Here is a 13,386-nt window from a genome sequence, read left to right on the forward strand (position 1 = left end):
CGTAGGGCGCGAGGCTCATGTTCTCCTGGCCACCGGCGATGACCACCTCGGCGTCGCCGCAGCGGATCGCCTGGGTGGCCAGGTGCAGGGCCTTGAGGCCGGAGCCGCAGACCTTGTTGATGGTCATGGCCGGGACGCTGTGGGGCAGGCCGGCCTTGAGGGCGGACTGACGCGCGGGGTTCTGCCCGGCGCCGGCGGTGAGCACCTGGCCGAGGATCACCTCGTCCACGGCAGCGGGGTCCAGGCCGGTCTTCTCCAGCAGGGCACGGATCACCACGGCGCCCAGCTCGGTGGCGGGCACCTGGGCCAGGCTGCCCTGGAAGCTGCCGATGGCGGTGCGGGTGGCGGCGACGATGACCACGTCTTGCATGGGAACACTCCTGGAAAGAGCGGGCGGGCCCGCGACAGGCGGCCATGGTGTCACAGGGTTTTCCCCGGGGGCCAGCGGCCGAACCGACCGGTCAGGTGCGGGCCGCACGAGTCGGCGGCCGGGGCGGCTCAGGCCGGGCCGGCCAGGCCCAGGCGGCGATGCGCGCGGTGTACGGCGGCGTTGCGCACCGCCCAGCGCAACAGCGTCCCCAGGCCGTTGACGGAGGGCCGGAGCAGCCAGCTCTGCCAAGGCGCGATGGGGTGGCCGATCTCCTGCTGGGCCCAGTCCGGCAGCAGGTCGATGCCGGCGCGCATCAGCAGCGCGCCCATGGGCACGGCCAGCGCGCTGGGGGCCGGGGCAGTGAGGAGGATGCGTAGGATCTCGCGGCTGCGGGCATCGCCGCGCAGCTGCGGGCGCATCACCTGCAGGTAGCGCTCCAGGGCATCCCGGGTGCGCGGCACGTCGCGTGCGCCCAGGCGCTCGGCCACGTCCGCCACTTCGGCGTAGTAGCGGTTCTGCTGATCCAAGGGCAGCGCGGGATTGCGGTAGCGTAGGTGGGCCGCCATGAACTGGTGGACCTCGGCCACGTGGACCCAGGTCAGCAGGTCCGGGTCGCTGGCGGCGTAGGGGCGGCCGTCCGGGGCGGTGCCCACCACCCGCAGGTGGATACGCTTGACCCGCTCGATCAGCGCGTCGGCGTCGGCGCGGGCGGCGAAGGTGGTGCCAGAGATGAACTGACCGGTGCGTCGCAGCCGGCCCAGCAGGTCCTCGCGGAAATTGGAATGGTCCCAGACCCCCGCCAGGGCCAGGGGATGCAGGGCCTGCATGAGCAGCGCGGCGATACCGCCCACCATCATGCTGGTGAAGTCCCCGTGCACCCGCCAGCACACGGCGTCCGGGCCGTAGAGGCCGGGGTCGCCGGGCGGTCGTTCGAAGTCGATCTCGCCGAGGGCGACGCCGCTCAGGCTGAGTACCTGGCGTTCGATGCTGCGACGAATGAGGTTCATGACGCGCAGGCTAACCCGCCAGCCTCCGAAGGAAAACGCCCCGGCGCAAGCCGGGGCGTCCGGGTCATCCGCGGTGACGGCCGCGGAAGAAGTCGATGAGACCCTGGGTGGAGGCATCCTCGGCGGGGGTTTCCTCGCTGCCTACCAGGCGCGAGTAGACGCCCTTGCCCAGGTCCTTGCCCAGCTCGACGCCCCACTGGTCGAAGGCATTGATGCCCCAGAGCACGCTCTGCACGTAGACCTTGTGCTCGTACATGGCGATCAGCGCGCCCAGGCGGCGGGCACTGATGCGCTCCACCACCAGGGTGTTGCTCGGCCGGTTGCCGGGGATCACCTTGTGGGGCGCGAGGCGCTGCACTTCCTCTTCCGGCAGGCCCTTGGCGCGCAGCTCGGCCTCGGCCTCGGCGCGGGTCTTGCCGAGCATCAGCGCCTGGCTCTGGGACAGGCAGTTGGCGTAGAGCCACTGGTGGTGATCGGCGACCGGGTTGTAGCTGCTCACCGGGACGATGAAGTCCGCCGGGATCAGGTGAGTGCCCTGGTGCAGCAACTGGTGATAGGCGTGCTGCCCGTTGCAGCCGACCCCGCCCCAGATCACCGGGCCGGTGCCGCTGGTCACCGGTGTGCCGTCCTGGCGGACGCTCTTGCCGTTGGACTCCATGTCCAGCTGCTGCAGGTGGTCTGTGATGTTCCGCAGGTAGTAGTCGTAGGGCAGGATCGCGTGGCTGCGGGCGTCCCAGAAGTCGCCGTACCAGACCCCCAGCAGGCCCAGCAGCACCGGGATGTTGCGGGCGTAGGGGGCGGTCTGGAAGTGCTGGTCCATGCTGTAGGCGCCGGACAGCAGTTCCTTGAAGTTGGAGATGCCGATGGACATGGCGATGGGCAGGCCTATGGCCGACCACAGGGAATAGCGCCCGCCCACCCAGTCCCACATGGGAAAGATGTTCTCTTCGCGGATGCCGAAGGCGATGGCTGCCTCCTTGTTGCTGGAGACGGCGATGAAGTGCCGGTACAGCTCTTCCTCGCTGCCGCCCTGAGCCAGGTACCAGCCCCGGGCCGCCTGGGCGTTCTTCAGGGTCTCCAGGGTACTGAAGGACTTGCTGGAGACGATGAACAGGGTGGTCTCGGCGTTCAGCTTGCTGGCCACCTCGCGGAACTCGCTGCCGTCGATGTTGGCCAGGTAGTGGCAACGCACGCCCTTCTGGGCGAACGGCAGCAGCGCCTCGGACACCAGCTGCGGGCCGAGGAAGGAGCCGCCGATGCCGATGTTCACCACATCGGTGATGGGCTTCTCGGTATAGCCGCGCCACAGGCCGTTGTGCACGTAGCCCACCAGCTCGGTCATCTGGTGCAGGACCCGCTGCACCTCCGGCATGATGTCCACGCCGTCGACCCGCACCTTGTCGCCCACCGGGCGGCGCAGCGCAGTGTGCAGCACCGGGCGGCCCTCGGTGGCGTTGATGACGTCGCCGCGGAACATCGCCTTGATCGCATCGTCCAGGTGCGCCTCTTCCGCCAGCTTCACCAGCAGCTCCAGGGTGTCCTCGCGGATCAGGTTCTTCGAGTAGTCGAGGAACAGGCCGCAGGCGCTCTGGCTGAATCGCTTGAAACGCTCGGGATCGTCGTTGAAGGCCTGGCGCATATTGAAGCTGTTCAGCGCCTGGCGGTGCGCCTGGAGCGCGCGCCAGCTGGGCAATTGGGTGACGTCGAGCGGAGTCAGGTGGTGGTCCATGGGGTCCCTTAGAGTGAACGAGCGGCTACGGGGTTTTTGAACGTGGAAGCCGGCGGTGCGTTCCAGTTTTCTCTGCCGGGCGAGGGCGCTCCTTCCGGGGTTGCGGGCGGGAGCAAGGTGCCCCGCCACAGCCGCTTCGCAGCGGGCGAGGCCACCCCCGGCGAGGGCGTCGACCGACGGGTCAGACGGCCCGCGTCAGGGCCAGGTTGTCGATGAGCCGGGTAGCGCCCAGGTAGGCGGCGGCCAGGATCACCACCTGGCGATCCTCCGGCGCTGCCAGGCGCAGGCTGGATGCCTCGCGGATTTCCAGGTAGTCGGGGCGGAAGCCGGCGGCATCCAGCGCCGCCAGGCCCTCGGCGATCAGTGCCGGGTAGTCGGTGCGGCCGTCCCGCAGGCCCTGGGCGAGGCCTTGCAGGGTGCGGTAGAGCGCCGGCGCGGTGGCGCGCTGGGCTTCGTTCAGGTAGCCGTTGCGGGACGACAACGCCAGGCCATCGTCGGCGCGGCGGGTCGGCTCGCCGACGATCTGGATCGGCAGGTTCAGGTCGCGCACCAGCTTGCGGATCACCGCCAACTGCTGGAAGTCCTTCTCGCCGAACACCGCCAGGTCCGGCTGCACCATGTTGAACAGCTTGCTCACCACGGTGGCCACGCCTTCGAAATGGCCGGGCCGGCTGGCGCCGCAGAGGCCTTCGGACACCAGGGGCACGCTGACCCGGGTCTGGTCGTCCATGCCGTCCGGGTACATGGCGTCGACGCCCGGGTGGAACAGCAGGTGGCACCCGGCGGCCTGCAGACGCGCCTGGTCGGCTTCCAGGGTGCGTGGGTATTTGTCCAGGTCCTCATGGGGGCCGAACTGCAGCGGGTTGACGAAGATGCTGGCCACCACGAAGTCGGCCTGGCGTGCCGCGGTTTCCACCAGGGCGGCGTGGCCGGCGTGCAGGTTGCCCATGGTGGGCACCAGGGCGATGCGCTTGCCTTCGCGGCGTGCCTGGGCCACGGCGGTGCGCAGGTCGGCGACGGTATTGACGGTGATCATGCGGAGAACCCGTGTTCGGCGGCCGGGAACGAGCCATCTCGCACCGCGCTGACGAAGGCGCCCAGGGCGCCCTGGATGCTGCCCTGGCCGTCCATGAAGTTCCTGACGAACTTCGGCACCCGGCCGCTCAGGGACAGGCCGAGCATGTCGTGGAGCACCAGCACCTGGCCGTCGGTGGCGGCGCCGGCGCCGATGCCGATCACCGGGATCTTCACCGACTGGGCGATCTCCGCCGCCAGCTCGCTGGGCACGCACTCCAGCAGCAGCATCGCCGCGCCGGCCTGTTCCAGGGCCATGGCGTCGGCCCGTAGCTGGCGTGCCTGCGCCTCGCCACGGCCCTGCACGCGGAAGCCGCCGAAGACGTTGACCAGCTGCGGCGTGAGGCCCAGGTGGGCACAGACCGGCACGCCGCGCTCCGCCAGCAGGCGGATCGGCTCGGCCAGCCAGCCGGCGCCCTCCAGCTTGACCATGTGGGCGCCGGCCTGCATCAGCATCCCGCAGGTGGCGAAGGTCTGTTCGAGGGTGGCGTAGGACATGAAGGACAGGTCGCTGACGATCAGTGCGCCGAGGTTGCCGCGCTTCACCGCGGCGGTGTGGTAGGCCATGTCGGCGGCGGTCACCGGCAGGGTGCTGTCGTGGCCCTGCAGGACCATGCCCAGGGAATCCCCCACCAGCAGGACCTCGACTCCGGCCTGGCAGGCGGCGCGGGCGAAGGTGGCGTCGTAGGCGGTGAGCATGGCGATCTTCTCGCCCTTCTGCTTCATCGCTTGCAGGGTGAGCAGGGTGACATCAGGCATGAAGCGTCCTCTTCCTAAGACGGGTCGGGCGATGCGCCGGGCGGGAAGCGACGCGGCGTGCCGCGGGCTCTCGCCTCTTGTTCTGGCTCGGCGCGGGCAGTGCCGGCGGCGGCGGACGCCTATAGTCCCGACGGGCAGGGGCGAAGTCAATCGCGGCTGTTACCGGGGTGTTACGGCGTTACCGGCTGCAGCCGCTCGAGCCCCACGAACGGGCAGTCCTCCAGCAACCGCTGCAGCGAGCGGCCATCCGGCAGGTGCAGGTCGGGGGCGATGTCCGCCAGCGGGTAGAGCACGAAGGCGCGGGCGTGCATGTGGTAGTGGGGTACGGTCAGGCGCGGCGTGTCCTGCGCCAGCTCGCCGTAGAGCAGGATGTCCAGGTCCAGGGTGCGCGGCCCCCAGCGCTGGTCCTTGCGCACCCGGCCCTGCTCGGTCTCGATAGCCTGCAGCGCGTCCAACAGCGCCAGGGGCGCGAGTTCGGTCTCGAGGGCGGCGACGGCATTGACGTAGCGCGGCTGGTCGGGAGGCCCCAGGGGATCGCTGGCGTACAGCGACGACACGGCGGCGAGCCGGGTTTGGGGCAGGCACCCGAGAGCGTCCAGGGCCGCGCGCAACTGGCCGTGGGGATCGGCCAGGTTGCTGCCCAGACCGATATAGGCGCAGACGGTCATTCCGCCGGGGCGTCACCGCGGCCGGCCGGGCGACGCTTGCGTCCACCGCTGCGGCGGCGCTTGCGCGGCGCCGGGCCGGCTTCGTCGCGGCTGCTGAGGTCGCGGATCATGGCGCGCCGCTCGCTGTCGCTGGCGTCCTGGTAGTCGGTCCACCAGGGGCCGAGCCCGTCGGTGCGCTCGCCGGCGCTTTCCCGCAGCAGCAGGAAGTCGTAGCCGGCGCGGAAACGCGGGTTTTCCAAGAGCAGGTCGGCGCGCTTGCCACTACGCCGCGGCAGGCGCTCCTGCATGTCCCAGATTTCCCGGATGGGAATGGTGAAGCGCTTGGGAATGGCGGTGCGCTGGCATTGTTCGCTGATCAGTTCGTGGGCCGCTTCATTCATCGCCGGGATCGGCGGCATGCCCCGATCCTGCAACTGCAGGACGCGCGCCGGCAGGGCCGGCCAGAGCAGGGCAGCGAACAGGAACGCCGGGGTGACCGGCTTGCCCTGATGGATTCGCGTGTCGGTATTGGCCAGGGCCTGGCGGATCAACTGGCCGGCGTAGTCCGGGTCGCGGGCCAGGGCGGCCGCGCTGGCGGGGAACAGCGGGGCGAACAGTTCGTACTCGCACAGCAGGTCGAAGGTGCGCTCGGCCTTGCCGCCCAGCATCAGCTTGAGCACTTCGTCGAACAGCCGTGCCGAGGGAATGTCCCGCAGCATCGGGCCCAGGCGACGAATCGGCGCCGCGCTGTGCTTCTCGATCTCGAAGTCGAGCTTGGCGGCGAAGCGGATCGCCCGGAGCATGCGCACCGGGTCTTCCAGGTAGCGCTGCTCGGGGTCGCCGATGAGGCGGATCAGGCGATTGCGGATGTCGTGCACGCCATGGGCGTAGTCGAGGATGCGTTCGCTGGATGGGTCGTAGTAGAGCGCGTTGATGGTGAAGTCGCGGCGCTGGGCGTCGTCCTCGAGGCTGCCGTAGACGTTGTCCCGGAGGATGCGGCCGCTCTCGTGGCGCGAGGCCTGGTGGGCGTTTTCCGGTTCCTCGTCCACCGGGTGGTTGGCGCGGAAGGTGGCGACTTCGATGATCTCGCGGCCGAACTGGACGTGGGCCAGCTTGAAGCGGCGGCCGATCACCCGGGCGTTGCGGAATTCGGCGCGGACCTGCTCCGGCGTCGCGTTGGTCGCCACGTCGAAGTCCTTGGGCTCCATGTCCAGCATGAGGTCGCGTACGCAGCCGCCCACCAAGTAGGCCTGGTAACCGGACTTCTGCAGGCGCTCCACCACGCTGACCGCATGGCGGCTGATGCGCTCGCGGGCGACGGTGTGTTGATTGTGACCCAGCACGGCGGGGGTGCTGCGGGGCTGCCGGAGGCGCAAGGGAGAACGTAGAGACTGGAACAGCTTTTTCAGCATGAGGTGCACTGTCTAGCGGAATGGGCGGCCGGATAGGCGAATGACCGCATAGGTGGCGCGGATTCTAGCACTGGCTGCAGGCGATGGTGAACGCAGGAGACAGGGCGCCCAAAGCACTGGGGGGAGCCGAAGCTCCCCCCAAAGATGATGCGTGCTTTATTGTTGTTATTGTTTCGGACCTGTTGTTCTTGTTGTCTGGTCCGCCCGGATAACCGTCGGTTTCCGAGACCCTCAGATGAGAGGGGCAATAGCAAACGGATTGCTTTGGTCACTGACATTGCCTTGATCGTGCGATCCAACCAGTTCGGGCGCTGCCTTGGGGCAGTTTTATTGTTCTCGGCCTGGTCTGGGGCGAACCCCGGGGCAACTTCCCTGCGAAGGGCCAGTTGGTCTCCAAAAGAATCAGTTAGCTGCGTCTCCGCCTTGTTGTTGTTATTTTGCTGGAGCCGATACGTCTTGTTTTTATTGTGGGGTTCAGCGTTTTTTATTGTTGTTGTGCCAGAGATATAGCAGGTGGCGTGCCAGCTTTTGGAAAACCCTTTAAAAACAGGGTATTGGCTTAAATCGATCAAAAATCGATCCGATTCGAATGGCGAGTTCCGTTACCGATAGCCCCGACTTTGTTACGGATAATGTGGGCGGGGTAACAGCCGGGAAGGCGAGCGCTGTGTTACCGCGTGCGGCGCTCTGGGGCGGGCATTCCAGCCAAGCGGCGAGAAGAGGAAGAGGTGCGGGAGAGGCAGGCCGGCGCGAGGCGCGACGGCCCGGGGGCAGGCGAATCAGCCGTCGGCGACGGCGTTGGATTTACGGCGCGGGATACCCAGGCGCTGGCGGCGTTCCCACAGGCATTTGCGGCTGATGCCCAGTTTCCGCGCCAGTTCGGTCTCGGTCATATGGTCCTGGTGCTCCAGCACGAAGTGCTGGAAATAGTCTTCCAGGGACAGATCCTCGGTGGGTTCGTGGGCGCTCGGGAGAAGGGAGGTGTCACCCAGCAGGTCTTCCTGCTCCAGGTCGTCGAGGGTATCCAGCTCGATGTCGATGCCCAGCAGCTCCGCGGAAATGTCCGGGCTCTCGCAGAGAATGGCGGCGCGCTCGATGGCGTTCTCCAGTTCCCGCACGTTGCCCGGCCAGGAATAGTGCCGGATCGCCTGCTCGGCATCAGCGGCAAAGCGCAGGTCGGCGCGCCCCATCCGGGTGCGCTGGCGCTCCAGAAAGGCGCGCGCGATCTCCACCACGTCGCTGCCACGCTCCCGCAGCGGTGGCAGCCGCAGGGAGATGACGTGGAGCCGGTAGTAGAGGTCTTCGCGAAACTGGCCGGTCTTGGCCAGGGTCTTCAGGTCGCGGTGGGTGGCGGCGATCAGGCGCACGTCCACCTTCTGTGACTGCACCGAACCGACGCGACGGATTTCCCCTTCCTGCAGCACCCGCAGCAGGCGCGCCTGGGCTTCCAGGGGCAGTTCGCCGATCTCGTCGAGGAACAGGGTGCCGCCGTCCGCGGCTTCCACCAGGCCGGCACGCCCAGCGCTGGCGCCAGTGAAGGCGCCTTTCTCATGGCCGAACAGCTCGGATTCGATGAGGGTCTCGGGGATCGCCGCGCAGTTCACCGAAATCAGCGGCGCCTTGGCCCGGCGCGACAGGTTGTGCAGGGCCCGAGCCACCAGTTCCTTGCCGGTACCGGATTCGCCCTGGATCAGGACGTTGGAGTCGGTGGGGGCCACCTTGCGGATCTTGCCGAACAGGTCCTGCATGGCGCCGCAGCTGCCGATGATGCCGATCTCGCCGTCGCTGGCGGGGGCCTTTTCGCCCCGAGCCGTGCTCGGGCGCTCCCCGGACGGCGTGTTCTTGAGGCTCTGGCGGTCCTTGAGGATGCGCGCCACGGCCTGCAGCATCTCGTCGTGGTCGAAGGGCTTGGCGATGTAGTCAACGGCACCCATCTTCATCGAGTCCACCGCCGAGCGCAGGCTGGCGTAGCTGGTCATGATCAGCACCGGCGCGCCCTGGGCCAGCTTGATCAGCTCGGTGCCCGGGGCTCCGGGCAGGCGCAGGTCGCTGACCACCAGATCGAAGCCGGGGATGCTGTAGCGCTCCTGGGCTTCCTGCACCGAGCCGGCTTCGCTGACCTGGTACTGGTTGCGTTCCAGCAGGCGACGCAGGGCGGAGCGAATGATGGTTTCGTCTTCGACGATCAGGATATGTGGCATCAATCGGGTTCTCTCGACGATCGGAGGCGGTTCGCACGGGCCGGTAAACCCTGGGCGTTCCTCGCTAACTCGTGGCGGACGTCGCTTCGACATACCGGGGCAGGCTCACCCGGATACGGGTGCCGCGCTGCCGTTCGGCATCGGCCGGGCTGTCGATGGTGATTTGTCCATAATGCTCTTCAACGATGGAATAGACCAGCGCGAGACCGAGGCCGGTCCCCTTGCCGGGGTCCTTGGTGGTGAAGAACGGTTCGAACAGGCGGTCCATGATCGCCTTGGGAATGCCGCTGCCCTCGTCTTCCACCAGCAGGTCGACGGTGTGCTCGTGGCCTTCGCTGCGCACCCGGATCGCGCCCCCGGCGGGAGATGCGTCGCGGGCGTTGGACAGCAGGTTGATCAGCACCTGGGCCAGGCGCTGGGAGTCGCCCTCGGCCAGGTGGTGCGGGTCGCAGAGGTTGAAGAATTGCACCTCGACGCTGCGCCGGTTCAGGGACAGCAGGGCGATGGCCTCCTGGGCGACGTCGGCCAGGCATACCGCCTCGTGGGCCTGCTGGCTGCCGCCGGCGTGGGCGAAGCTCATCAGCGACTGGACGATGCGCGAGACCCGCTTGGTCTGCTCGAGGATCTGCCCGCTGATCTCCGCCAGCTCGCCGTCGTCCTCGTGTTCTTCCCGCAGGTTCTGCGCCAGGCAGGCGATGCCGGTGATGGGGTTGCCGATCTCGTGGGCGACGCCGGCGGCCAGCCGGCCGATGGACGCCAGGCGCTCGGAGTGGACCAGGCGGTCCTCCAGCAGCTCGGTTTCGGTGACGTCCTCCACCAGCAGCACCAGACCGGTGTTGCCCGGCGCCAGGGGTTCGTCGATGGCCGCCTTGTGCAGGTTCAGCCAGCGGATCTGCCCGTCCAGGGGCAGCCGCTGCTTGTGCAGGTGCTGGTCGGGCTGGCGGGTGAAGTTCTCCAGCAGGCCGTGCCAGGGTTCGTCCAGGGCCGCCAGCCGCGAGCCCACCACGCGCTGGGCGGGAATCTCGGTGAGGTCCTCCATGGCGCGGTTCCACATGAGGATTTCCTGGTCCTTGGCCAGGGAGCAGACCCCCATGGGCAATTCCTGAAGGGTCTGCCGGTGGTAACGACGCAGCGCGTCCAGCTCGGCGGCAAGGCCGGTCAGGCGCGAGCGGTAGTCCTCCAGGCGGCTCTCGATGAAGTGGATGTCCTCGGTGACGTAGCTCTCGCTGCCGGCCTTGTAGGGCAGGAAGGTCTCGACGATGTCCTGGGCCACGCTGGGTCCCATCAGCCCCGACAGGTTCGCCTCGATGCGGTCGCGCAGGCGGCGCAAGGCGTAGGGGCGGTGTTCGTCAAAGGGCAGGTGCAGGTCGCGCAGCGCCCGCTCCACTTCCTTCTGGGCGGTCTTCGGGCCCAAGGGGCGGGCCAGCTGGGCGGCGAATTCCTGGGGTGAGCTGGCGCTCAGCTCGCGCCGCTGGGGGCGCCGCACGTTGTCTACCATGCAGGCTTCGGCGGCGCTGCGCTCCTCCGGGCTGGTCTCGCTGAACAGCGAGATCAGGGTGAACAGCAGCACGTTGGCCGCCAGGGAGGCGATGGCCGACAGGTGCCAGCTGGTGTCGTCCAGCACATAGAAGCGATCCACCAGGGGCAGGTAGATGCCCTGCAGGTCGCCCACCAGGGGCAGCAGCATGGTAACGCACCACACCGCCATGCCGGCCAGCAGCCCGGCGATGAAGCCGCGCCGGTTGGCGGTGGGCCAGTAGAGCACCGACAGCGCAGCGGGCAGGAACTGCAGGGTGGCGACGAAGGCGACGATGCCCAGGCTGGCCAGGTCGTGCCGTGCCCCCAGTACCAGGTAGAAGGCATAGCCGGCCATGATGATGGCGATGATCAGCCCGCGCCGGGTCCATTTCAGCCAACGGTAGATGTTGCCCTCCGCCGGCGGCTGGTAGAGCGGCAGCACCACGTGGTTCAGGGCCATGCCGGACAGCGCCAGGGTCAGCACGATGATCAGCCCGCTGGCTGCAGACAGCCCGCCGATGTAGGCCAGCAGCGCCAGCAGGTCGCTCTTCAGGGCGATGCCCAGGCCGAGGGTGAAGAACTCCGGCTGGGTGGTGGCGCCGAGCTTCAGCGCCGCCCAGAGGATCAGCGGCACCGCCAGGCTCATCAGCAGCAGGAACAGCGGCAGCCCCCAGCTGGCGCTGACCATCGCTCGCGGGTTGAGGTTCTCGGTGAAGGTCATGTGGTACATGTGCGGCATGACGATCGCCGAGGCGAAGAACACCAGCAGCAGCGTGCGCCAGGGGCCTTCCTGCAGCGGAGTGTGCAGGGTCGACAGGGCGGTCTGGTTCTGCAGCAGCCACAGTTCCAGCTCGTGGGGGCCACCGAACACCCCGTACAGCGCGTACAGGCCGATGGCTCCGAGGGCCAGCAGCTTGACCAGGGACTCGAAGGCGATCGCCACCACCAGGCCTTCATGGCGCTCCCGGGTGGCGATGTGGCGGGCGCCGAAGAGGATGGTGAACAGCGAGATCAGCGCGCAGAAGCCCAGGGCGACCCGCTCCTGAGACGGCTCGCCGGTGAGGATGCCGATGGAGTCGGCCACCGCCTGGATCTGCAGCGCCAGCAGCGGCAGCACCCCCACCAGCATGAACAGGGTGGTGAGCGCCCCGGCCCAGGTGCTGCGGAAGCGGAAGGCGAACAGGTCGGCCAGGGACGACAGCTGGTAGGTGCGGGTGATGCGCAGGATCGGGTAGAGCAGCACCGGTGCCAGCAGGAACGCCCCGGAGATGCCCAGGTAGCTGGCCAGGAAGCCGTAGCCGTACTGGTAGGCCAGGCCGACGGTGCCGTAGAACGCCCAGGCGCTGGCGTAGACCCCCAGGGACAGCGTGTAGGTCAGAGGGTGGTGGACCAGGCGCCGGGGCACCAGGCCGCGTTCGCTGAGCCAGGCGACGCCGAACAGCGCCAGCAGGTAGGCGGCGCTGATCAGCATCAGCTGACCGAGGCTAAAGCTCGTCGGCATCGCGTTGGCTCTGCAGGATGAAGGTGACCACGATGAGGATCAGCCACAGCAGGTAGGGTCGGTACCAGGCGCCGTTGGGGTCGATCCACCAGTCCATGATGGCGGGGGAGAACAGGTAGATCCCCACCACCAGGAGCAACACCAGTCGATAGATGTACATGCCGCGTCCCGCGTCGAATGTCCGGCGATGGTACTGGAGCGGGCCGGCGGCGGGAAAGCCACCCGCTCGTTTCAGCGCAGCTGCGCCTCGGCCAGGGTCCGGCAGCGAGGGATGCGGTCGGCGCGCCAGTGGCCGATGCCCCAGGCCAGTACCGCCTCCACGTCAGCCGCGGCCAGGTCCTCCGGCGGCTGCTGGCCGAGGGCGCGCAGGGCCCGTACCAGCAGCGGCGCGGCCTGGTCGGCGGCGAGCGGTGGCGAGCGGTAGGACTTGCCCAGCTTGTGCCCGTCCGGCTGGATGATCAGCGGCACGTGCAGGTAGCGCGGCTGGGACAGGCCCAGCAGTTCCTGCAGGTAGAGCTGGCGCGGGGTGGAGTCCAGCAGGTCCGCGCCGCGCACCACGTCGGTGATGCCCTGCCAGGCGTCGTCCAGGACCACCGCCAGCTGGTAGGCGAACAGGCCGTCGCGGCGGCGGATGACGAAATCCCCCACCTCGCGCCCCAGGTGCTGGCCGTACTCGCCCTGCACGCGGTCGAAGAAGCGGTAGGTCAGCTCGGGCACCCGCAGGCGGATCGCCGCGTCATGGGCGGCGTGGCAGGCGTTGCGGCAGGTCCCGGGGTAGCGCCCGCCACGCTGTTCCAGCTGCTTGCGGGTGCAGATGCAGGCGTAGGCGAGGCCGCGGGCGAACAGGTCGTCGATGACCGCCGCGTAGGTGGCATGGCGGTCGCTCTGGCGGACCCAGGGGCCGTCCCAGTGCAGGCCATAGGCGTCCAGGGCACGCAGGATGGCGTCCTGGGCGCCGGGCACTTCCCGGGGCGGGTCCAGGTCTTCCATGCGCAGCAGCCAGCGGCCGCCGACGGCGCGGGCATCCAGGTACGAGGCGAGGCCGGCCACCAGAGAGCCGAAATGCAGGTAGCCGCTGGGCGTGGGGGCGAAGCGGCCGACGTAAGGGGAGGGAGGGATCGGCATGGCGGACCGGGAAACGAAACGGGGCGCCGTGGCGCCCCGTCGT

The 13,386-nt window shown here is 68.5% G+C and carries 11 protein-coding genes; all 11 read right to left on the reverse strand.

The genetic code is table 11. The features are described 5' to 3' along the window. Positions 1-370, reverse strand: a 370-nt coding sequence (locus FM069_RS20225) for a thiolase family protein (RefSeq protein WP_267904213.1), incomplete at its 3' end; no start/stop codon positions are given. Positions 371-498: 128 nt separating this feature from the next. After that, on the reverse strand, positions 499-1,377 hold the full coding sequence (locus tag FM069_RS20230) for an oxygenase MpaB family protein (RefSeq protein ID WP_143490214.1): 879 nt from the start codon (positions 1,375-1,377) through the stop codon (positions 499-501). Between the two features lie 64 nt (positions 1,378-1,441). Further along, positions 1,442-3,106 carry a glucose-6-phosphate isomerase gene (gene pgi, locus FM069_RS20235; RefSeq protein WP_143490215.1) on the reverse strand — a complete coding sequence of 555 codons (1,665 nt, stop codon included), beginning with the start codon at positions 3,104-3,106 and terminating at the stop codon, positions 1,442-1,444. A gap of 181 nt (positions 3,107-3,287) precedes the next feature. Further along, the gene (gene panC / locus FM069_RS20240; protein ID WP_143490216.1) at positions 3,288-4,142 is read right to left on the reverse strand and encodes a pantoate--beta-alanine ligase; all 855 of its coding nucleotides are present in this window, start codon (positions 4,140-4,142) and stop codon (positions 3,288-3,290) included. Next, positions 4,139-4,939, reverse strand: a complete 801-nt coding sequence (gene panB / locus FM069_RS20245; protein ID WP_143490217.1) for a 3-methyl-2-oxobutanoate hydroxymethyltransferase — start codon at positions 4,937-4,939, stop codon at positions 4,139-4,141. Before panB ends, panC begins: the two co-directional genes overlap by 4 nt. 170 nt (positions 4,940-5,109) lie before the next feature. Next, on the reverse strand, positions 5,110-5,607 hold the full coding sequence (gene folK, locus FM069_RS20250; protein ID WP_143490218.1) for a 2-amino-4-hydroxy-6-hydroxymethyldihydropteridine diphosphokinase: 498 nt from the start codon (positions 5,605-5,607) through the stop codon (positions 5,110-5,112). Beyond that, positions 5,604-6,998, reverse strand: a complete 1,395-nt coding sequence (locus FM069_RS20255) for a polynucleotide adenylyltransferase PcnB (RefSeq protein ID WP_143490219.1) — start codon at positions 6,996-6,998, stop codon at positions 5,604-5,606. The genes folK and FM069_RS20255 overlap by 4 nt, the downstream gene beginning before the upstream one ends. A gap of 779 nt (positions 6,999-7,777) precedes the next feature. Continuing rightward, a complete protein-coding gene (locus tag FM069_RS20260) occupies positions 7,778-9,199 on the reverse strand; it encodes a sigma-54-dependent transcriptional regulator (RefSeq protein ID WP_143490220.1) in 1,422 nt (473 codons plus the stop codon). A 64-nt stretch (positions 9,200-9,263) separates the two neighbouring features. Further along, entirely contained in the window at positions 9,264-12,218 is a 2,955-nt protein-coding gene (locus tag FM069_RS20265) for a sensor histidine kinase (protein ID WP_143490221.1), read from the reverse strand. Further along, entirely contained in the window at positions 12,202-12,378 is a 177-nt protein-coding gene (locus FM069_RS20270) for a hypothetical protein (protein WP_003095129.1), read from the reverse strand. The genes FM069_RS20265 and FM069_RS20270 overlap by 17 nt, the downstream gene beginning before the upstream one ends. 71 nt (positions 12,379-12,449) lie before the next feature. Beyond that, positions 12,450-13,343, reverse strand: a complete 894-nt coding sequence (gene gluQRS, locus FM069_RS20275; RefSeq protein ID WP_143490222.1) for a tRNA glutamyl-Q(34) synthetase GluQRS — start codon at positions 13,341-13,343, stop codon at positions 12,450-12,452. Positions 13,344-13,386 lie beyond the last annotated feature (43 nt).

This window comes from Pseudomonas mangiferae, from assembly GCF_007109405.1.
GTDB classification, from domain to species: domain Bacteria; phylum Pseudomonadota; class Gammaproteobacteria; order Pseudomonadales; family Pseudomonadaceae; genus Pseudomonas_T; species Pseudomonas_T mangiferae.

Bases quoted from the DNA above. Each gene is read 5' to 3' on its own strand.
- gluQRS (WP_143490222.1), bottom strand. From the start codon at position 13,343: ATGCCGATCCCTCCCTCCCCTTACGTCGGCCGCTTCGCCCCCACGCCC.
- FM069_RS20270 (WP_003095129.1), bottom strand. From the start codon at position 12,378: ATGTACATCTATCGACTGGTGTTGCTCCTGGTGGTGGGGATCTACCTG.
- panC (WP_143490216.1), bottom strand. From the start codon at position 4,142: ATGATCACCGTCAATACCGTCGCCGACCTGCGCACCGCCGTGGCCCAG.
- FM069_RS20230 (WP_143490214.1), bottom strand. From the start codon at position 1,377: ATGAACCTCATTCGTCGCAGCATCGAACGCCAGGTACTCAGCCTGAGC.
- panB (WP_143490217.1), bottom strand. From the start codon at position 4,939: ATGCCTGATGTCACCCTGCTCACCCTGCAAGCGATGAAGCAGAAGGGC.
- FM069_RS20260 (WP_143490220.1), bottom strand. From the start codon at position 9,199: ATGCCACATATCCTGATCGTCGAAGACGAAACCATCATTCGCTCCGCC.
- folK (WP_143490218.1), bottom strand. From the start codon at position 5,607: ATGACCGTCTGCGCCTATATCGGTCTGGGCAGCAACCTGGCCGATCCC.
- pgi (WP_143490215.1), bottom strand. From the start codon at position 3,106: ATGGACCACCACCTGACTCCGCTCGACGTCACCCAATTGCCCAGCTGG.
- FM069_RS20255 (WP_143490219.1), bottom strand. From the start codon at position 6,998: ATGCTGAAAAAGCTGTTCCAGTCTCTACGTTCTCCCTTGCGCCTCCGG.
- FM069_RS20265 (WP_143490221.1), bottom strand. From the start codon at position 12,218: ATGCCGACGAGCTTTAGCCTCGGTCAGCTGATGCTGATCAGCGCCGCC.